A 19,712-nucleotide genomic window follows, 5' to 3' on the forward strand; every position below is an offset into this window, starting at 1 on the left:
AATCTAAGGTTGAAATCAGTACCCGCAGAGGCGTGGTTTTGAGGCTTGATTTCAACCTTTGGTACGCACGAATCAAATCCGTTAAGGCCGTAGCCCCTCTGCGGGGGAGGGTGGCCCCTGCGTCAGCAGGGGTCGGGAGAGGGGACGGCGCTTCCGAAAAGGACTGAACCGTTCTGACGGGCGCCGACCTGGATCGGCGTCGCGCTGCCCCTCTCCCAGCCTGCCTTCGCAGGCCGCCCTCCCCCGCGGAGGGGGAGGGTTCAGGAGGGGTCGCGCCTCAGGCGTACATCGCCTTGAGATCCAGCGTGCTCTCGCGCCCGATCGCGTCGTAATTCTCCGCCAGCCACGCCTTAGCGGCATCCCGCCCGGCATCGCGCAGGTGAAGGAAGAACGGCCACTGCGCCCGCAGGCGCGAGGAGGCCGAGGCGTCGTCGAGGGCCGAGCCGCTGCCGTCGATGCGGTGGAGCAGGACCTGCTTGTAGGCGTTCGAGCGCCCGAGCACGCCGTCGCTGATTAGGTCGTCGACGAAGTCGATCGCCCGCAATTCGCGCAGCAGGTTGGCGTTGAAGGTGATCTCGTTCAGCCGGTCGCGGATCTCGGCCGGGCTGCGCGGCGTCTCGCGGCGCTCGACCGGGTTGATCTGGACGAGCAGGATGTCGGGCGAGCGGGCGCCGTGGTAGAGGGGATAGAGCGGCGGGTTGCCGAGATAGCCGCCGTCCCAGTGCGGCACGCCGTCGATCTCCACCGCCTGGAACACCGTCGGTAGGCAGGCCGAGGCCATCACGTGGTCGACCGTGAGGTCGGGCCGCTCGAACACCGCGAGCTTGCCGGTCCAGACGTTGGTGGCCGAGATGAACAGGTCGGCCGGCCCGTCCCGGCGCAGAGCCTCGAAATCCACCGTGTCGGAGAGCGCCCGCTTCAGCGGATTGATGTTGAGCGGATTGGTCGCGTAGGGGCTGGCGACGGCGTTCCAGAACGCCCCGACGGGGGTCTTCTTCCAGAAGCTCATCACCCCGTCGACGAAGGTCTGCTGCGCCTGCGGCAGGTCGGCATCGAGGCTGACCTCGCGCCAGAACGCCTCCAGGCGCTCGCGTGCGCCGTCGGGGCCGCCGCGCAGCCAGCCGTCGACCATCACGACGGCGTTCATGGCGCCGGCGCTCGCCCCGGTGATCGCCTCGAAGGCGAGGCGGCCGTCCTCGATCAGGGCGTCGAGCACGCCCCAGGTGAAGGCGCCGTGGGCGCCGCCGCCCTGGAGCGCGAGCGCGATCGGCTTCTCGGCCCGGGGCCCGACGAGGCCGCGCCCGAGCGGTCCGGAGGCTGCCTGACGCGAGCCGGGGGCCTCGTGGAGCGTGCCGCAGGCGGCGAGGCCGGCGATGTCGCGAGCCGCGTCGGGGACTGTCGCCCCGCGGGACTCCGCTTGCTGGGATAGGGTCGTGTCCGTCATGTCCCGGGATGTGGTGTGCTGCATTGCAAAAGCAAATGGTGCGCCGCAACGTCGCGCCGGGTGGCCCGGCGTCACGCGCTTGACGCGTGCGATCGTCATCCTCAGCTAAGACGGTGCCCCGGGTCGGGAATGCCCGGCGGGAGTTCCCGACGGCCGGCGCGGCCGGGAAGGGTTTGGCAAGGATGTCGCAGCATTCCGGGATCCGCCGGTCCGGGCCGCCGATCGCGGCCCCCGTCTCGAGCGGAACGAAGCGATTTCCACCGCGCCCGGAAATGCTCTAGACGGTTGTCACGCCGCGACTGAAGCGACCCTAAAAGACTCTAGCGAACGACCCCCGAAGGTATCCGATGGAAGCCATGGAAGCCCTCGCCGCGACCGCCCCGGCGGACGCCGCTCCCGAGATCGCCGGCCCGAGCCCCCGGCACCGCACCGTCGGCGTCCGGATCGGCGAGGGCGAGGGCGCGGTGGTGATGGGCGGCGGCGCCCCGATCGTCGTGCAGTCGATGACCAACACCGACACCGCCGACATCGACGCCACGGTGGCGCAGGTCGCGGCGCTGGCGCGCGCCGGCTCCGAGGTCGTGCGCATCACCGTCGACCGCGACGAGGCGGCGTCCGCCGTGCCGAGGATCCGCGAGCGGCTCGACCGCATCGGCGTCCACGTGCCCCTCGTCGGCGACTTCCACTATATCGGCCACAAGCTCCTCACCGACCATCCGGCCTGCGCCGAGGCGCTGGCGAAGTACCGGATCAACCCGGGCAATGTCGGCTTCAAGGAGAAGAAGGACCTTCAGTTCGGCACCATCGTCGAGCAGGCCGCCCGCTACGGCAAGGCCGTGCGCATCGGCGCCAACTGGGGCTCCCTCGACGAGGCGCTCCTCACCCACATGATGGACGAGAACGCCAACTCGGCCCGTCCGCGCGACGCCCGCGCGGTGATGCGCGAGGCAATGGTGCAATCCGCCCTCCTGTCGGCCGACCGGGCGGTGGAGATCGGCCTGCCGAAGGAGCGCATCGTGCTCTCGGCCAAGGTCTCGGCGGTGCAGGACCTGATCGCGGTCTACCGCGAGGTGGCGCGCCGCTCGGACTACGCCATCCATCTCGGCCTGACCGAGGCCGGCATGGGCACCAAGGGCATCGTGGCGGCCTCCGCGGCGATCGGCGTGCTGCTTCAGGAGGGCATCGGCGACACGATCCGCTACTCCCTCACCCCGGAGCCGGGCGGCGACCGCACCGTCGAGGTGAAGGTGGCCCAGGAGCTGCTCCAGACGATGGGCTTCCGCACCTTCGTGCCGCTCGTCGCCGCCTGCCCGGGCTGCGGCCGCACCACCTCGACGGTGTTCCAGGAGCTCGCCCGCGACATCCAGAACTGGATCACCACCTCGATGCCCGAGTGGCGCAAGACCTATCCGGGCGTGGAAGGGCTGAACGTCGCGGTGATGGGCTGCATCGTCAACGGCCCAGGCGAGTCGAAGCACGCCGATATCGGCATCTCGCTGCCCGGCACCGGCGAGACCCCGACCGCTCCAGTCTTCATCGACGGCAAAAAGGCGATGACCCTGCGCGGCCCGACGCTCGCCAAGGACTTCGAGGGCATCGTCATCGACTACATCGAGCGCCGCTTCGGTCAAGGACGTCGCACCGCCGCCGAGTGAGCGAGCCGCAAGGTCAAGACCCGGTTACCGGAGGGGCAGGCGCGCACCGCCTTGCGCCCCTCCGGGCCCGTGCTACAATCCTGCCACAATCGGGCCCGGCGGACGCGCCGGGCCGCTGACTCTGAATTGCCGCATTTTCTGCGACGAACCGATGCCCACTTCGTCGGAAGATGCCCAAGGATCAGGCCCGCCACCCGGCCCATCAGCGCGCTCGGCGGCCATCCCGGCCGCTCGCGGGCACATCCCCGAACAGACATGACACAGTCAGCCGCACCCACGGGCGGACCCGTCGCGCCGCCCGAATCCCTCACCCCGCCGAGCGGCGGCCCGCCGACCAAGGCCGGCAGCGTCGACGAGGCCGAGGGCCACGGCCACGCCCAGGCGAGCTTCTGGACCCTGTTTCTCGGCTCCGTCGGCGTCGTCTACGGCGATATCGGCACGAGCCCGCTCTACGCCTTCCGCGAGGCGCTCGGCCCCGGCCGGGCCGACGGGGTGCTGACCGGCGAGGAGGTGCTCGGCACCGTCTCGCTGCTGCTCTGGGCGCTCGTGCTGATCGTCACCATCAAGTACGTCATCCTGCTGCTGCAGATGGACAACAAGGGCGAGGGCGGCATCCTCTCGCTGATGGCGCTCGCCCGCAAGGCGCTCGGCGGCTCGCACATCGTGTTCATGCTGGGCCTGTTCGGCGCCGCCCTGTTCTACGGCGACGCGATCATCACCCCGGCGATTTCGGTCCTGTCGGCGGTGGAGGGCCTGAAGCTCGTCACCCCCGCCCTCGACCACTACGTCCTGCCAATCACCATCGCGATCATCCTGCCGCTGTTCCTGGTCCAGAGCCGGGGCACCGCCAAGATGGCGACGTTCTTCGGCCCGATCATGCTGGTGTGGTTCTCGGTGCTGATGCTGGCGGCTCTGCCGCACATCGCCCGCACGCCGCAGGTGCTGTGGGCGCTCAATCCCTGGCACGCGGTGCATTACCTGCTCGGCCACGGCACCGGGGCGCTGGTGGCCCTCGGCGCGGTGTTCCTGGCGGTGACCGGGGCCGAGGCCCTGTTCGCCGATCTCGGCCATTTCGGCCGCCGGCCGATCCAGACCGCCTGGATCGCCCTCGTCGGCCCGGCCCTCGCGGTCAACTATCTCGGCCAGGCCGCCCTGGTGCTGGCCAATCCCGAGGTCACCGACCCGTTCTACCAGCTCGTCCCCGAATGGGGCCTGCTGCCGATGGTGCTGCTCGCCACCGCGGCGACGGTCATCGCCAGCCAGGCGGTGATCACCGGTGCCTTCTCGCTCTCGCGCCAGGCGGTGCAGCTCGGCCTTCTGCCGCGGCTCGAGATCCGCCATACCTCGGAATCGCATTCGGGCCAGATCTACCTGCCGCAGATCAACACGCTCTTGATGGTCGGCGTGGTGATCCTGGTGGTGCTGTTCCGCTCCTCCTCGGCGCTGGCCTCGGCCTACGGCATCGCCGTCACCGGCACGATGCTGATCACCGCCGGCCTCGCCTTCCTGGTGCTGTGGCGGGTGTGGAAGTGGTCGCCGCTCGCCGCCGGCGCCGCGATGGTGCCGTTCATCGCCGTCGAATTGCTGTTCCTGGTCTCGAACCTGCTCAAGGTGTTCGAGGGCGGCTACATGCCCCTGCTCCTCGCCGGCGCCCTGGTGGTGCTGATGTGGACCTGGGTGCGCGGCGTCACCATCCTGTTCAACAAGACCCGCAAGACCGACGTGCCGCTGACCGAGCTCGTCGCGATGCTGGAGAAGAGCCCGCCGCACCACGTCCGCGGCACCGCGGTGTTCCTCACCAGCGACCCCGAGACCGCCCCGGCGGCGCTGCTGCACAACCTGAAGCACAACAAGGTGCTGCACGAGAAGAACGTCGTGCTCACCGTCAAGACCATCGACCTGCCGCGCCTCAACGATTCCGACCGGGTCCGGATCGAGCCGATGGGGCCGCATTTCTGGAAGGTCGTGATGAAGTTCGGCTACATGGAATCGCCGAACATCCCGAAGGGTCTGGCGCTCCTGCGCAAGCAGGGCTTCAAGTTCGACATCATGGCGACGTCGTTCTTCCTGTCGCGGCGCTCGATCCGCCCGGCGGCGCAATCCGGCATGCCGCTCTGGCAGGACCGGGTGTTCATCACGCTCGCCCGCAACGCCAACGACGCGACGGACTTCTTCCAGATCCCGACCGGGCGCGTGGTCGAGGTCGGCACCCAGGTGACGGTGTAGACGGATGGGCGCCCTCGACGGCAGACGGATCCTTCTCGTCATCGGGGGCGGCATCGCGGCCTACAAGTCGCTCGACCTGATCCGGCGCCTGCGCGAGCGCGGCGCGTCCGTCCGCTGCGTGCTGACGAAGGGCGCGCAGGAATTCGTTACCCCGCTCGCCGCGGCGTCCCTATCCGGCCAGCGCGCCCATACCGACCTGTTCGACCGGGCCGACGAGGCCGATATCGGCCATATCAAGCTCGCCCGCGACGCCGATGCCGTGGTGGTGGCACCGGCCACCGCCAACACGCTCGCCCGCATGGCCGGCGGCCACGCGCCGGACCTCGCCTCGACGGTTTTGCTCGCCACCACCCTGCCGATCCTGATCGCCCCGGCGATGAACGTGCGGATGTGGCTGCACCCGGCGACGCAACGCAACCTCGCGCTGCTGAAGGGCGACGGCGTCGCGGTGGTGGGGCCGAATGTGGGCCGGATGGCCGAGGCCGAGACCGGTCCCGGGCGGATGGCCGAGCCGGACGAGATCGCCGACGCGGTGGAGGCCCTGCTCGGCGCTCCATCAGCGAACGGGATTCAGGGATCGTTGCCCCTCTCGGGCCGTCACCTGCTGGTGACCTCGGGGCCGACCCACGAGCCGGTCGACCCGGTGCGCTACCTCGCCAACCGCTCCTCCGGCAAGCAGGGCCACGCCATCGCTGCGGCCGCTGCCGCCGCCGGCGCCCGGGTGACCCTGGTCTCGGGGCCCGTCACCCTGCCCGATCCCCCCGGCGTGACGGTGGTGCGGATCGAGACCGCCCGCGAGATGCTGGCCGCCGTCGAGGCGGCCTTGCCCGCCGACATCGCGGTCTTCGCCGCCGCCGTCGCCGACTGGCGTCCGGCCCGCCTCGGCGAGGAGAAGATCAAGAAGGGGCCGGAGGGGCCCCCTCCCCTCGCGCTCACCGAGAATCCCGACATCCTGGCGACGGTCGCCCGGCGGACAGAGGGACGTCCACCCCTGGTGGTGGGCTTTGCTGCCGAGACCACCGACGTGATCGCCCATGCCCGGGCCAAGATCGCCCGCAAGGGCTGCGACCTCATCGTCGCCAACGACGTCTCGGCGGCGACCGGCGTGATGGGGGGCGACCGCAACGCGGTCCGCCTGATCGGCCGCGACGGTAGCGTCGAGACCTGGCCGAGCCTGCCCAAGGACGAGGTGGCCCGCCGCCTCGTCGCGCGGCTCGCCACGCTGGCGCCCTCACCTGAGGCAAGATAGCGCCGCTCGCGCAGTGGGCGCCCGCCGATCCGGCCTTATCTCTCCGCCTCCCGCACCCGGGAGGTCCGCCTTGCCCACCATCCTCGTCGTCACGCTGATCTGCGCCTCCTCCCTGGCGGCCCAGGATTGCACCCGCGACACCGCCCAGGATGTCATCACCCACCCGGCCCACTCGCCGCAGGAATGCATGCTGCTCGGCCCCGCCATCGCCGCCGGCTCGGGCCGCGGCACCGAGCCGGGGACCTACGTCAAGACCCTGTGCGAGCGGCGGCGCTAGGCCGCACGGCGCCGGTTCTCCCACGCCTCTCCCTGGCACGCCCGTTGCCAATCGTGACCAGCCCGGGTCGCGGCCGGCCAGGGCTTAGCCGGCAAGGGAGAGAGCCCATGAAGCGCGAAGACCTCACGGAAAAGCTCCTCGACATCAAGCGCGAGAAGGGCTGGACTTGGAAGCATATCCAGGACGAGATCGGCGGGATCTCGCCGATCCTGATCACCGCCGCCTGCCTGGGCCAGATGAAGCTGCCGAAGGCGCAAGCCGCGAAGGCCGCCGCCCTGTTCGGCCTCTCGGCCGCCGAGGAGCGGATGCTCAACGAGGCGCCCTACCGCGGCTCGATCCCGCACATGCCGCCGACCGACCCGCTGATCTATCGCTTCTACGAGCTGGTGATGGTCTACGGCACGACCTGGAAGGAGCTGATCCAGGAAGAGTTCGGCGACGGCATCATGTCAGCCATCGACTTCAACATGACGATGGAGCGTGAGCCGAACAACAAGGGCGATCGGGTGAAGATGCAGATGTCGGGAAAATTTTTGCCGTACAAGTATTACGGCAGCGAGGAGGGCGTGCCGGAGTACGGGTTCAAGGAGCCGTGACCAAGGAGCCGTGACGCGGATCGCCGGCTCGTACATCCGCGAGCCCGCACGCGAAGCCGGATGGTCTCGGCCTGTCGAATCGGCGTCGACACGAGCCAAGCCTTGAGACGAAAGATCGGACAGCAGGCCCCATCCTATCTATAGAGATGAAACAGCGCACCGGACGGCGACCGCGCGTCTCCTGCACGCCCCGTGGCGGAGAGATCCGGTGATCCCCTTCCGACGCGAGGCTCCCGCTATGCCGGCCGCACAACCGCTGTCAATCTCCGGGTTTGCACATCGGGGATCAGCGCGCTATCGCCTCCACGGCACTGGATTTTGACGCGCACGGGCATCCGCCACGGATCGCCCGACACATTGCAGCGGAGCAACCATGGACTTCGAGTTCGCAACCCGCCGCTATTTGGCGCAGTTTATCGAACGATACAACTGGAATATTGGCGAGCATACTTATGGCAATCCGGTCGTCATGGAACCGGAATGGGGTAATCTGACGATCGGCCGTTTCTGCTCGATCGCACACAATACGACTTTTATCCTGGGAAACCACCGCATCGATCTGGCAAGCACCTACCCGTTTCGCTCGCTCTTTGGGTTGTGGCCCGGTGCAGAGCACGGCGTGCCAGACCACGTCACGCGCGGCAGCGGGGTTCGCATCGGGAACGACGTCTGGTTCGGTGCCAATTCCTGCGTACTGCCAGGCGTGACGATCGGCGATGGAGCGATAGTGGCGGCGAACGCCGTCGTCACCAAGGATGTTCCCGACTACGCGATCGTGGCCGGCAACCCGGCGCGCGTGAAGCGCTACCGCTTCGACGACGAACTCATCCGCCGAATGAAGGCGATCGCCTGGTGGGACTGGCCCAACGACAAGATCCGTCGCTTCATTCCAGCCATGACCCAGCTGGAGGCGCACGATTTCGCCAAGCACATCGAGCGCACCGCACTCCTCGAAGCTGCGAGCGGGATCGACAACCTGTCGGGCCTCTCGCGCTGCCACGTGCTCTGGGGCGAGGCCAAGATCCTGCGCGACGGGCCGCATGAGGCAGAGCACCACGACATCCTGTATCTGCCGTTCGACCCTAACGGCCGATGGGGCGTCTACGACGCGCAGGGACGTCCCATACCCGATTCCATCGATTTTCGCGGCCCTGAAAAGCATACCAACAATCAGGATGTCGCGCCGATCAACAGGAAATCGTTCGATGTCACATCGCTGCCGGATGACAACTATCTCTACGTCGGACGCATAAATCCCCATTTCGGCCATTTCATCATCAATACGCTCCCGAGATTCTGGGCAGTCCTTGACAATACCGGCATTAGGCCCAAGCTCGTCTACCACGGGCATCACGATCCGAGAGACTGGTTTCATCTCGACTTCTTCGCGACGGTGATGAAAGGCCTGGATCTGCAGGCCGGCGATTTCGTTCCCCTTCAACAGCCGACCGTCATCCCGCGGCTGACCGTTCCGCAGACCGCGCTCATGGAGCAGCAATACGCGCATCCGAAGTTTCGCGAGATGTGCTTGCACATCTCGCGCACGCTCGGCATCGGGGCCACGATCGAGGATTCGGGACCGATCTACTACTCCAAGAGCAAGCTGACCAGCGGCGTTGGACGGATCGTCAACGAGTACGAGATCGACGAGGTCATGACGCAGCACGGCGTCCGCGTCATCCATCCCGAGACCATGTCCTATGACGACCAGGTTCGTGCCCTTGCCTCATCATCGATCGTCATGGGCACGGCCGGTTCCTTCCTTCACAATATTATCTTCGTCGAAAAGCCGCAGAGGATCATTGTGCTGAACCCGGCGCGAGAGATCAACAGCAACTTCGTTCTCCTCGACAAGCTGTCGAACTCGGATGTTGACTACCTCCACCCGGACGGCATCCGCGTGATAGATTCCCCGGACAGTCGGTTTCTCACGTCCCGCGAGATCCCGAATGCCCGCGAGGCGGCGCTCTCCATGCTGGCGTTCGCCAAACTTGACAGCACCCCTAAAAAGTCCATACGGATTGAAAATCGGAGATCTGGTCAAATCATGCCCAGCAAAACTGAAATTGTTGTTGCCGCGCATAAGATTTTCCCATTTCCGGATGATGCCGGATACGTCCCTATGCACGTCGGGAAGGCTCTCTCGCGGGCAGAGCTGGGCATTGCGGGAGACGATACAGGAAACAATATCTCCAGCATGAACCCTTATTATTGCGAGCTAACAGCCTTATATTGGTTGTGGAAGAACAGCAACGCAGACATCAAGGGACTGATGCATTACCGCCGTTATCTAGCAGCAAAAAGCAAGAACGTCATGATCGGCTCGACGCCTGTCGCGGCCTCGGACGATTTCACGGAATTCGCGGACGGCTTTGATCTTATCATACCGACACCGATTAAGTTCATAAATCATAAAACCGATATGCCGATCTCCAACGAGCAGCAGTATAGCGACTGCACGGTCGGCCTTGATCTCGCCTTGACGCGCGAAGCGATCCAAGAGTGCACTCCGGAATACGTTCCCTACTGGGACTTCGTGATGCGGAGCAATGTCTGCTCGATCTGCAACATCATGATCGGCAGGTCGCATGTCATCGACGACTATTGCACGTGGCTTTTCAAGATCCTGTTCCATGTCGAGAAGTGGGTACCCTACAAGGACTACAACACTCAGGAGGCACGCGTCTTCGGCTTCCTCGCCGAGCGCCTGATGAATGTTTGGGTCGCGATGAACAGGAAGTCCGTGCGCGTCGCGATGCGCCACATCGTCATGCCGGAGTAGAACGATGAACACCAAACCCATTCTCGTAGTGGGCGCCGGCTTCGCCGGCGCCTGCTATGCCCGGACGCTCGCTGAGGCGGGCTACGCCGTCACAGTCATCGACAGCCGCTCGCATATCGGCGGCAACGCGTATGACGAGATCGACCACAACGGCAATCGCGTCCACCGTTACGGCCCGCACCTCTTCCACACCAGCAATGAGCAGGTCGTCGACTGGGTCAAGCGATTCGGCGAATGGACGCCGTACGAACATCGGGTCGACGCCCAGCTAGCCGACGGCCGGCTGGTCCCGCTGCCGGTCAACCGCACGACAATCAACACCGTGTTCGGCGCAGCCCTGTCGAACGACAGCGAGGTCGAGGCCTTTCTGCGGCGGCTCGCCGTTCCGTGCGAAAGCCCGCGCAATGCCGCGGAGCACCTGTACTCGAAAATCGGCATCGAGCTGACCGATCTCTTCTTCAGGCCGTACACCAAGAAAATGTGGCTGATGGACCTCGAAGAGGTCGACATATCCGTCGTCAGCCGGGTTTCGATCCGTCATGATACCGAGGATCGCTACTTTCCCAACGATAAATTCCAGATCATGCCAAAGCATGGTTATACAGCAATTTTCTCAAATATTTTTGACCATCCGAATATTACAGTTCGGCTGAGCGAGAATTTTAACAAAGCGATGCATGAAGATTATCTTCACTGCTTCAATTCAATGCCGATCGACGCGTATTTCGACAATGTGCTCGGCGAACTGCCGTATCGGTCGATCAAGTTCCACCACCGGACTCAGGAATCGGCGGCGGATTGGAAGTGCTCGGTCATCAATTTCACCGACGCGCGGGCATTCACCCGCGAAACCGCCTGGTACTTGCTGCCTCATCATCGCCAGCCCGACGGCACGGGTTACTCGCACACCCTGGAGGAGCCCTGCGACTACCGGGACAACGGCCTCGAACGTTACTACCCCGTCAAGACTGCCGACATGCGCTACCAGAAAATATACAAGAAGTATGCAGAACTCGCGGACGAGCTGCCGTACATCACGTTCATCGGACGATGCGGAACCTACCAGTATCTGGACATGCACCAGGTCATCAATCAGTCGTTGATGGGTGCCGAGAAGTGGCTGCAGCGGCGGTAGGATGCGCGCGCCGGGATCGGCGCCACCTTGCCATCCCACCCCCGATCGGATAAAGGCCCGCCCATCCCACACGCGGAGCCGGCCTCATGCCTGAATGAGGCGTTTCCGGTGGCCGGCCGCCTCGCGGCGATGTCTCTCGAAGGCATTCGCCTCTGGCACCGGTCGCTCCTTCGCGGCGGATGAACCGGAGAGAACAAAGACCATGGCCCTTCCCGACTTCACCATGCGCCAGCTGCTCGAGGCCGGCTCGCATTTCGGCCACCAGGCGCACCGCTGGAACCCGAAGATGCAGTCGTACATCTTCGGCACCCGCAACAACATCCACATCATCGACCTCGCCCAGACCGTTCCGGCCCTCGCCCAGGCGCTGCAGGCGGTGAGCGACACCGTCGCCAAGGGCGGCCGGGTGCTGTTCGTCGGCACCAAGCGCCAGGCGGCCGACACCATCGCGGACGCGGCCAAGCGCTCGGCCCAGTACTACGTGAACTCGCGCTGGCTCGGCGGCACGCTGACCAACTGGAAGACCATCTCGGGCTCGATCCAGCGCCTGCGCAAGGTCGACGAGACCCTCGCCGGCGGCGGCCAGGGCCTCACCAAGAAGGAGCGCCTGATGCTGTCCCGCGAGAAGGACAAGCTCGAGAAGGCGCTCGGCGGCATCAAGGACATGGGCGGCGTGCCCGACCTGCTGTTCGTGATCGACACCAACAAGGAGCAGCTGGCGATCAAGGAGGCGAACCGCCTCAAGATCCCGGTGGCGGCCATCGTCGACACCAACTGCAACCCGGACGGCATCACCTACGTGGTCCCGGCCAACGACGACGCCGGCCGCGCCATCGCGCTCTACTGCGACCTCGTCGCCCGCGCGGCGATCGACGGCATCTCGCGCGGCCAGGGTGCGCTCGGCATCGACCTCGGCGAGTCCGAGGAGCCGATGGCCGAGGAGCTGCCGGTGCTCGCCAACGAGCCCGAGGTGGTGCCGGTCGACGTCACCGAGCCGTATGTCGGCGAGCCCTTCGAGCTGCTGGCCGCCCCCCGCGGCGCGCCGGACGACCTGACCAAGCTCACGGGCGTCGGCCCGCAGCTGGTGCAGAAGCTCAACGACGCCGGCATCTACCATTACTGGCAGATCGCCGCGATGAGCCCCGAGGACGTCGCCAAGGTCGACGGCGACCTGAAGCTCAACGGCCGCTTCGAGCGCGACGGCTGGGTGAACCAGGCCCGCGGCTTCGTCGAGGCCGCCGCCGCCGCGTGATCCCGGCACGGATCGCACGCGGGGCGCGTTAGCACCCTGCGGACCTGACGTCTTTCAAAAGCCCGGCGCCGCCACGGCGCCGGGTTCCCTTTATCCGCCGACCGGCGCCGCTCCCTAAAGGTGGCACCGCCCGTCAAGGGGCGCCGGGGCGCCAATCGAGAGGATCCCACGATGGCCAACATCACGGCAGCGATGGTCAAGGAGCTGCGCGAGAAGACCGGCGCGGGCATGATGGACTGCAAGTCGGCCCTCAACGAGACCGCCGGGGACCTTGAGGCGGCCGTGGACTGGCTGCGCAAGAAGGGCCTCGCCAAGGCCGCCAAGAAGGCCGGCCGCGTCGCCGCCGAGGGCCTGGTCGCGGTCGAGTCCGCCGGCCACCACGCCGCGGTGCTCGAGGTGAATTCCGAGACCGACTTCGTCGCCCGCAACGACGGCTTCCAGGCCTTCGTCCGCGAGGCCGCCAAGCTGGCGCTCTCCGCCGGCGACAGCATCGAGACCCTCGAGGCCGCCCGCTTCCCGGGCGCCGAGACGACCGTGAAGGACAAGCTGCAGGAGCTGATCGCCACCATCGGCGAGAACATGACCCTGCGCCGCGTCGCCAGGCTCCAGGTCGAGAAGGGCGTCATCGCGTCCTACGTGCACGGGCAGGTCTCCGAGGGTCTCGGCAAGATCGGCGTGCTCGTCGCCCTCGAGTCGGCCGGCGACGTGACCGTCCTGAGCCAGCTCGGCCGCCAGATCGCCATGCACGTCGCGGCGACCAACCCGGTGGCGCTCGACGCCTCGGGCGTCGATGCCGCCACGGTCGAGCGCGAGAGCAACATCCTGCGCGAGAAGAACGCCGGCAAGCCCGACCACGTGATGGCCAAGATCGTCGAGAGCGGCCTGAAGAGCTACTACAAGGAGGTCACCCTCCTCGAGCAGCCCTTCGTGCACGACTCGTCGAAGACCGTCTCGCAGGTGCTCAAGGAGGCCGAGGGCAAGGCCGGTTCTCCGGTCAAGCTCACCGGCTTCGTCCGCTACGCGCTGGGCGACGGCATCGAGAAGGAAGAGGCCCCGGACTTCGCCGCCGAGGTCGCGGCCGCGGCCAAGGGCTGATCGGCGATCGTCCCCGCATCGCGCGAGGGTTGAGGACGGGGGCCCGCTAAGGCGGGTCCCCTTTTTCGTACCCGGATCCCGCGCGTCCGGCCGCGGATTCCGGTCCGGCGGCGCCTCGACGGGCCGGGATCGACAGGCTAGAACCCGGCCGACCCGTCACGATACTCGACGCCGACCGCCGTCGCGCCCTGCGGGCGGCCAGAGGAGCGCCCATGCCCGAACACGCCCTGCCGGAGCCAGGCTCGACCCCCTTCCGCCGCGTGCTGGTGAAGCTCTCCGGCGAGGCGCTGGCGGCGCCCGACGGCTACTGGCTGCACCCGCCGACCCTGGCGGCGCTCGCCGACGACATCGTCCGGGCGGTGGGCGCGGGCTTCCAGATCGCCCTCGTGGTCGGGGGCGGCAACGTGATCCGCGGCGCCCGCGTCTCGGCCGCCGGCTGGATCGACCGCGCCACGGGTGATTCGCTCGGCATGATGGCGACGGTGATGAACTCGCTGGCGCTCGAGACCGCGCTCAACGCCGCCGGCGTCACCGCCCGCACCATGTCGGCGGTGTCGATGCCGACGATCTGCGAGACCTACGCACGCCAGCCCGCCCTGCACCACCTCGACAAGGGCCAGGTCGTGGTGCTGGCCGGCGGCACCGGCAACCCGTACTTCACCACCGACACCGCCGCGGTGTTGCGCGCCGCCGAGCTGAAATGCGACGCGGTGCTGAAGGCCACGCAGGTCGACGGCGTCTATTCCGCCGATCCGAAGACCAATCCCGACGCGGTGCGCTACGAGCGCCTGAGCCACGACGAGGCAATCGCCCGCGACCTCAAGGTCATGGATACCGCGGCCTTCGCGCTCGCCCGCGACGGCGGCCTGCCGCTGATCGTCGGCTCGGTCCACGCGCCGAGCTCGGTGACGGCGATCCTCACCGGCGCCGCGCCCTCGACCCTGGTGGCGCCTTAAAGAGGCGCCGCACCCGGACCGCTGCCGCGCTGACGATTTGCGGCAGGTCGGGTTTTGGTTCATTGAAGCCGGATCAGGGCCGACCCGGCAAGGGCGCGCCCTCCTTCCCATTCTCCTCCAGATGCCTCGGGACGCGCAGGAATGGCCACTCCTCCCCCTTTCGATCTCAATGACATCAAGCGGCGCATGCAGGGCGCGCTGAATTCCCTGAAGCACGACCTCGGCTCGCTGCGCACCGGCCGGGCCACCCCTTCGCTCCTCGACCCGATCCAGGTCGACGCCTACGGCGCCGCGATGTCGATGGCGCAGGTCGCCACCATCAGCGTGCCAGAGCCGCGCCTGCTCAGCGTCTCGGTGTGGGATCGCGGCATGGTGGCGGCGGTCGAGAAGGCGATCCGCGAATCCGATCTCGGCCTCAACCCGATGACGGAAGGCCAGACCATCCGCCTGCGCATCCCCGAGATGAACGAGCAGCGCCGCAAGGAGATGGTGAAGGTCGCGCACAAATACGCCGAGGAGGCCCGCGTCGCGGTCCGCCACGTCCGCCGCGACGGTCTCGATCACCTGAAGAAGCTCGAGAAGGACGGCGCCATCAGCCAGGACGACGAGAAGCGCCAGGCCGACCAGGTGCAGAAGGCGACCGACCAGCACATCGCCGAGGTCGACCAAACCCTGGCGGCCAAGGAGAAGGAGATCATGCAGGTCTGACGTGGAACCGGCATGACGAAGACGAGCGCGTGGGGAGCGCGGAGCCGGGAGACGGCTCCGCCGGGGTCGGGGCCAGCATGGCAGGCGACAGCGAGACGGTGACCCTGCTGGAGGCAGGCCGGGACGAGTCCCAGGACCACGGCCGCCCGGCGGCCTGCCCCGACCCGGCGGGCGGGTCCTCCTCCGGCGGGACGATGCCGAAACACGTCGCCATCATCATGGATGGCAACGGCCGCTGGGCCGCCCGCCGCGGGCTGCCGCGGGTCGAGGGCCATCGCCGCGGCGTCGAGGCGGTGCGCCGCGCCGTGCGCTCGGCGATCGACCTGCGCATCCCCTACCTCACCATCTACAGCTTCTCGTCCGAGAACTGGCGCCGGCCCGCCGCCGAGGTGGCGGACCTGATGGGGCTGCTCAAGCTGTTCGTCCGCCGCGACCTCGCCGACCTGCACGCCAACGGCGTCCGGGTGCGGATCATCGGCGAGCGCGACGGCCTACCGGGCGACATCGCCGGCCTCCTGCGCGAGGCCGAGGAGCGCACCGCCCGTAACACGAAGCTGACCCTCGTGGTGGCGTTCAACTACGGCGGGCGCCAGGAGATCCTGCGCGCGGTCCGCACGCTCGCCGGGGCGGTCGCCGAGGGGCGCCTGGCGCCCGACGCGATCGACGCCGCGGCGCTGACGGGCGCCCTCGACACCGACGGCATCCCCGATCCCGACCTCGTCATCCGCACCTCCGGCGAGCAGCGGGTGTCGAACTTCCTGACTTGGCAGACCGCCTATTCCGAGTTCGTGTTCGTGCCGGATTTCTGGCCCGACTTCGACCACGCCACCTTCCAGGCGGCGATCGGCGAGTTCCAGAACCGCGACCGCCGCTTCGGCGGCCTCAGCGCCCGGGCGGGGTGATGGCGGGCGACGGTACGAAAATGCCCGGGACGGGCCGCCCGGCCTGGCCCGCGACGGAGCTCGGCGCCCGCACGGTCTCCGGGATCGTGCTCGGCCTGCTCGTCCTCGGCGCGACGCTGAACGGCGGCTGGATCTTCGCGGTGGTCTGGTTCCTCGCCGGCCTCGCGGTGGTCGGCGAGTGGATGGCCATCACCCGCACGAGCCCGCACCGGCCGCTGCTCGCGGTCGCGGGCCTCGTCCTCCTCGGGGTCGTGACGGGCGCGCGGCTCGCCGCGCCCCTGCCCTGGCTCATCGGCGCCGTGATCGCTGGTCTCGGGCTGCTCGCCGTCCTCGCCCGGCCGGCCTCGGGGCGGATCTGGGCGCCGGCGAGCCTCGCCTGCGCCCTCGTCGTCGCCCTGGTGCCGGTGCTCTTGCGCGACGATCCGCGCATCGGGCTCGCCGGCCCGCTCTGGCTGTTCGGGGTGGTCTGGACCACCGACATCGCCGCCTACTTCACCGGCCGCACCCTCGGCGGGCCGAAGCTGTGGCCGGCGGTGAGCCCGAAGAAGACCTGGTCGGGCTTCTGCGGCGGCCTCGTCGCCGCGACGCTCGTTGGCGGCGCGGTGGCCGCCGGCGCGCGCCATCTCGGCGCCACCGAGGCGCTGTCGATCCCCCTCGCGGCCGGCCTCTCGGCCCTTGGCTCGGTGATGAGCCAGGGCGGCGACCTCGCCGAATCGGCCCTCAAGCGCGCCTACGGCGCCAAGGATTCCGGCCGCCTGATCCCGGGCCATGGCGGCGTGATGGACCGCCTCGACGGCTTCTTCGCCGCGGCCCTCCTCGCCGGCCTCCTGCTCGCCGGCCTCACTCTCACGGGATCGTCATGACCCTCACCGTTTCCGTCCTGGGTGCGACCGGCTCGATCGGACGCTCCACCGCCGACCTGCTCGACCAGCACCGCGACCGCTTCCGGGTCGGCGCCGTGGCGGGCGGGCGCGACGCGGCGGCGCTCGCCCGCGTCGCCCGGGAGCTGAACGCCGAATTCGCGGCGATCGCCGACGCGGATGCCGGTCCGGCCCTGCGCGACGCCCTGTCGGGCTCCGGCATCGCCTGCGGCGCCGGCCCCTCGGCGGTGATCGAGGCGGCGACCCGGGAGGCCGACCTCGTGGTGGCGGCGGTGAGCGGGGCGGCGGGCCTGAGCCCCACCTGCGCGGCGATTCGCCAGGGCCGCACCGTGGCGCTCGCCAACAAGGAGAGCTTGGTCTGCGCCGGCGACGCCTTCTTGCGCGACGCGAAAAAGTACGGCGCCCGCATCCTGCCGATGGATTCCGAGCACAACGCGCTCGAGCAGTCGATCGGCACCGGCCGGGTCGACGACATCACCCGCATGACCATCACCGCCTCGGGCGGCCCGTTCCGGACCGCGACCCGCGAGCGGATCGCGGCGGCGAGCGCGGCGGACGCCGCCGCCCATCCGACCTGGTCGATGGGCATGAAGATCAACATCGATTCGGCCACCCTGATGAACAAGGGGCTGGAGCTGATCGAGGCCCACCACCTGTTCGGCATCGAGGCCGAGCGCCTCGACGCCGTGGTGCATCCGCAATCGATCGTCCACGCCCTCGTCACCTGGCGCGACGGCGCGGTGACGGCGGGGCTCTACGTCCCCGACATGCGGGTGCCGATCGCCCATTGCCTCGGCCTGGGCGACCGCCTGTCGATTGCCCGGGGCAAACCCCTCGACCTCGCGAGCGTCGGCAGCCTCACCTTCGAGCGCCCGGACGAGGAGCGCTTCCCCTGCCTGCGGATCGCCAAGGCCGCGCTCGCCGCAGGCGGCGCCCAGCCGACGGTGATGAACGCGGCGAACGAGATCGCGGTCGCGGCTTTCATCGCCGGACAAATCGGGTTCTACGACATCGCCGCCCTGGTCGAGCGGGCCTGCGAGCACTTCGCGGCGCGCTTCCCCGCCGCTCCCGCCGACGTCGAGGAGGCGCTCGCCATCGACGCCGAGGTACGCGGCTGGAGCCGGGAGGCCCTGGCCGCCCGACCGGGCGCCTAACCTTCCGTTAAGTTAACCCTCGGCTGTTTCGCGCTCTGTTCGCCGTCCCCGGGACTCTGTATGAAGGGGGATCGGCAAGGCGGCCGCGCCGGGCCAGGGAGGGCCCGCCGCGCCGCATCGAGGTGACCATGGATCTGCTCAACGTCGTTGGCGGCGCGACGACGAACCTGCTCGGCTACATCGTGCCGTTCCTGTTCGTCCTCACCGTCGTGGTGTTCATCCACGAGATGGGCCATTTCCTGGTCGGGCGGTGGTGCGGCGTCGGAGTGACGAGCTTCTCGATCGGCTTCGGGCCGGAGATCGTCGGCTTCAACGATCGCCGCGGCACGCGCTGGAAGCTTTCGGCGATCCCACTCGGCGGCTACGTCAAGTTCGTCGGCGACATGAACGGCGCCAGCGTGCCGGATTCGGACGCGATGGCGCGCATGAACCCGGCCGACCACGCGATCAGCTTCCACGCCCAGAACGTCTGGAAGCGGGTCGCCATCGTGGCGGCGGGGCCGATCGCGAACTTCCTCCTCGCGATCGCGGTCTTCGCCGGCGCCGTCTACGCCACCGGGCGCTACGAGGTGGCGCCCCGGGTCTCGGCGGTGCAGGCGGGCAGCGCGGCCGACCGGGCCGGCTTCCAGGCCGGCGACGTGGTGCTGACGATCAACGGCAGCCCGATCGCCAACTTCGCCGACATGCAGCGCACCGTCTCGGGCGCCGCCGGCGACCGGCTCGAATTCACGGTGGAGCGCGGCGGGGTCACCACCCCACTCACCGCGACGCCGGACGTCTACGAGGACAAGACCCCGTTCGGCACCCAGCGCATCGGGCGGCTAGGCATCCAGGGCCCGCGCGACGCCGCCGACGTCAAGCTGGTGCGCTACGGCGCGCTCGATTCGCTGAAGATCGGCGTCTTCGAGACCTACTTCGTCGTCGACCGCACCTTCAGCTACATCGGCAAGCTGGTCACGGGGCGCGAATCCGCCGACCAGCTCTCGGGGCCGATGGGCATCGCCCGGGTCTCGGGGCAGGCTGCCAAGGTCGGCGGCATTGGCGCGCTCGTCGGGCTGATCGCGGTCCTGTCGGTGTCGATCGGGCTCATCAACCTCTTCCCGGTGCCGATGCTCGATGGCGGCCACCTGATGTTCTACGCCGTCGAGATCGTGCGCGGCCGCCCCTTGAGCGAGCGGGCGCAGGAGATCGGCTTCCGCATCGGCCTCGCCCTGGTGCTGATGCTGATGCTGTTCGCGACCTGGAACGACATCCTGCACATCGGCGCCGCGTTCAACCGCGGCACCTGACACCCCCCTCCCCTCCGGAAGCCCGCTTCCACAGGACGAAAAGAGCCGCCCGCACCGCGCGGGCGGCTCTTTTCGTGGATGCCGACAATTTTCTTAGAATGCGTGCCATTC

16 protein-coding genes are annotated in these 19,712 nt (G+C 68.1%); 15 read left to right on the forward strand and 1 reads right to left on the reverse strand.

What is annotated here, in order from left to right; all coding sequences use genetic code 11:
* Positions 1-277 precede the first annotated feature (277 nt).
* Complete coding sequence (locus ABZT49_RS01480; RefSeq protein ID WP_355282080.1) at positions 278-1,444, reverse strand: patatin-like phospholipase family protein; 1,167 nt, start codon at positions 1,442-1,444, stop codon at positions 278-280.
* A gap of 347 nt (positions 1,445-1,791) precedes the next feature.
* Here ABZT49_RS01480 and ispG point away from each other — a divergent pair, with 347 nt between their 5' ends.
* The 15 genes from ispG to rseP all read left to right on the forward strand — a co-directional run bounded on the left by ispG (position 1,792) and on the right by rseP (position 19,601).
* Positions 1,792-3,099: a flavodoxin-dependent (E)-4-hydroxy-3-methylbut-2-enyl-diphosphate synthase gene (gene ispG / locus ABZT49_RS01485; protein ID WP_355282082.1), complete on the forward strand. Its 1,308-nt coding sequence runs from the start codon at positions 1,792-1,794 to the stop codon at positions 3,097-3,099.
* Positions 3,100-3,354: 255 nt separating this feature from the next.
* Entirely contained in the window at positions 3,355-5,325 is a 1,971-nt protein-coding gene (locus tag ABZT49_RS01490) for a potassium transporter Kup (RefSeq protein ID WP_355282085.1), read from the forward strand.
* Positions 5,326-5,329: 4 nt separating this feature from the next.
* Positions 5,330-6,574, forward strand: a complete 1,245-nt coding sequence (coaBC, locus tag ABZT49_RS01495) for a bifunctional phosphopantothenoylcysteine decarboxylase/phosphopantothenate--cysteine ligase CoaBC (protein WP_355282088.1) — start codon at positions 5,330-5,332, stop codon at positions 6,572-6,574.
* A 70-nt stretch (positions 6,575-6,644) separates the two neighbouring features.
* A complete protein-coding gene (locus ABZT49_RS01500) occupies positions 6,645-6,851 on the forward strand; it encodes a hypothetical protein (RefSeq protein ID WP_093567812.1) in 207 nt (68 codons plus the stop codon).
* A 107-nt stretch (positions 6,852-6,958) separates the two neighbouring features.
* Complete coding sequence (gene cynS, locus ABZT49_RS01505; protein WP_355282091.1) at positions 6,959-7,447, forward strand: cyanase; 489 nt, start codon at positions 6,959-6,961, stop codon at positions 7,445-7,447.
* A 373-nt stretch (positions 7,448-7,820) separates the two neighbouring features.
* Positions 7,821-10,229 (forward strand): DUF4422 domain-containing protein, encoded by a 2,409-nt coding sequence (locus tag ABZT49_RS01510; protein ID WP_355282094.1) that lies wholly within the window; start codon positions 7,821-7,823, stop codon positions 10,227-10,229.
* 4 nt (positions 10,230-10,233) lie between these two features.
* On the forward strand, positions 10,234-11,364 hold the full coding sequence (locus tag ABZT49_RS01515; RefSeq protein WP_355282096.1) for an FAD-dependent oxidoreductase: 1,131 nt from the start codon (positions 10,234-10,236) through the stop codon (positions 11,362-11,364).
* A gap of 202 nt (positions 11,365-11,566) precedes the next feature.
* Positions 11,567-12,616 carry a 30S ribosomal protein S2 gene (locus tag ABZT49_RS01520; protein WP_355282099.1) on the forward strand — a complete coding sequence of 350 codons (1,050 nt, stop codon included), beginning with the start codon at positions 11,567-11,569 and terminating at the stop codon, positions 12,614-12,616.
* A gap of 171 nt (positions 12,617-12,787) precedes the next feature.
* Complete coding sequence (gene tsf / locus ABZT49_RS01525; protein WP_355282101.1) at positions 12,788-13,711, forward strand: translation elongation factor Ts; 924 nt, start codon at positions 12,788-12,790, stop codon at positions 13,709-13,711.
* 212 nt (positions 13,712-13,923) lie between these two features.
* Positions 13,924-14,667 carry a UMP kinase gene (gene pyrH / locus ABZT49_RS01530; RefSeq protein WP_355282103.1) on the forward strand — a complete coding sequence of 248 codons (744 nt, stop codon included), beginning with the start codon at positions 13,924-13,926 and terminating at the stop codon, positions 14,665-14,667.
* Positions 14,668-14,808: 141 nt separating this feature from the next.
* Positions 14,809-15,375, forward strand: coding sequence for a ribosome recycling factor (frr, locus tag ABZT49_RS01535; protein WP_109970645.1), 567 nt, complete (start codon positions 14,809-14,811; stop codon positions 15,373-15,375).
* A 194-nt stretch (positions 15,376-15,569) separates the two neighbouring features.
* A complete protein-coding gene (locus tag ABZT49_RS01540; RefSeq protein WP_355282392.1) occupies positions 15,570-16,277 on the forward strand; it encodes an isoprenyl transferase in 708 nt (235 codons plus the stop codon).
* A complete protein-coding gene (locus ABZT49_RS01545; RefSeq protein ID WP_407943423.1) occupies positions 16,277-17,140 on the forward strand; it encodes a phosphatidate cytidylyltransferase in 864 nt (287 codons plus the stop codon). The genes ABZT49_RS01540 and ABZT49_RS01545 overlap by 1 nt, the downstream gene beginning before the upstream one ends.
* Positions 17,137-18,312, forward strand: coding sequence for a 1-deoxy-D-xylulose-5-phosphate reductoisomerase (dxr, locus tag ABZT49_RS01550; RefSeq protein ID WP_355282108.1), 1,176 nt, complete (start codon positions 17,137-17,139; stop codon positions 18,310-18,312). Before ABZT49_RS01545 ends, dxr begins: the two co-directional genes overlap by 4 nt.
* A gap of 128 nt (positions 18,313-18,440) precedes the next feature.
* Entirely contained in the window at positions 18,441-19,601 is a 1,161-nt protein-coding gene (gene rseP, locus ABZT49_RS01555; RefSeq protein WP_355282111.1) for an RIP metalloprotease RseP, read from the forward strand.
* Positions 19,602-19,712: the final 111 nt, after the last annotated feature.

The organism is Methylobacterium sp. EM32 (assembly GCF_040593685.1).
Taxonomy (GTDB): domain Bacteria; phylum Pseudomonadota; class Alphaproteobacteria; order Rhizobiales; family Beijerinckiaceae; genus Methylobacterium.

Bases quoted from the DNA above. Each gene is read 5' to 3' on its own strand.
- ABZT49_RS01480 (WP_355282080.1), bottom strand. From the start codon at position 1,444: ATGACGGACACGACCCTATCCCAGCAAGCGGAGTCCCGCGGGGCGACA.
- ispG (WP_355282082.1), top strand. From the start codon at position 1,792: ATGGAAGCCATGGAAGCCCTCGCCGCGACCGCCCCGGCGGACGCCGCT.
- ABZT49_RS01490 (WP_355282085.1), top strand. From the start codon at position 3,355: ATGACACAGTCAGCCGCACCCACGGGCGGACCCGTCGCGCCGCCCGAA.
- coaBC (WP_355282088.1), top strand. From the start codon at position 5,330: ATGGGCGCCCTCGACGGCAGACGGATCCTTCTCGTCATCGGGGGCGGC.
- cynS (WP_355282091.1), top strand. From the start codon at position 6,959: ATGAAGCGCGAAGACCTCACGGAAAAGCTCCTCGACATCAAGCGCGAG.
- ABZT49_RS01510 (WP_355282094.1), top strand. From the start codon at position 7,821: ATGGACTTCGAGTTCGCAACCCGCCGCTATTTGGCGCAGTTTATCGAA.
- ABZT49_RS01515 (WP_355282096.1), top strand. From the start codon at position 10,234: ATGAACACCAAACCCATTCTCGTAGTGGGCGCCGGCTTCGCCGGCGCC.
- ABZT49_RS01520 (WP_355282099.1), top strand. From the start codon at position 11,567: ATGGCCCTTCCCGACTTCACCATGCGCCAGCTGCTCGAGGCCGGCTCG.
- tsf (WP_355282101.1), top strand. From the start codon at position 12,788: ATGGCCAACATCACGGCAGCGATGGTCAAGGAGCTGCGCGAGAAGACC.
- pyrH (WP_355282103.1), top strand. From the start codon at position 13,924: ATGCCCGAACACGCCCTGCCGGAGCCAGGCTCGACCCCCTTCCGCCGC.
- frr (WP_109970645.1), top strand. From the start codon at position 14,809: ATGGCCACTCCTCCCCCTTTCGATCTCAATGACATCAAGCGGCGCATG.
- ABZT49_RS01540 (WP_355282392.1), top strand. From the start codon at position 15,570: ATGCCGAAACACGTCGCCATCATCATGGATGGCAACGGCCGCTGGGCC.
- ABZT49_RS01545 (WP_407943423.1), top strand. From the start codon at position 16,277: ATGGCGGGCGACGGTACGAAAATGCCCGGGACGGGCCGCCCGGCCTGG.
- dxr (WP_355282108.1), top strand. From the start codon at position 17,137: ATGACCCTCACCGTTTCCGTCCTGGGTGCGACCGGCTCGATCGGACGC.
- rseP (WP_355282111.1), top strand. From the start codon at position 18,441: ATGGATCTGCTCAACGTCGTTGGCGGCGCGACGACGAACCTGCTCGGC.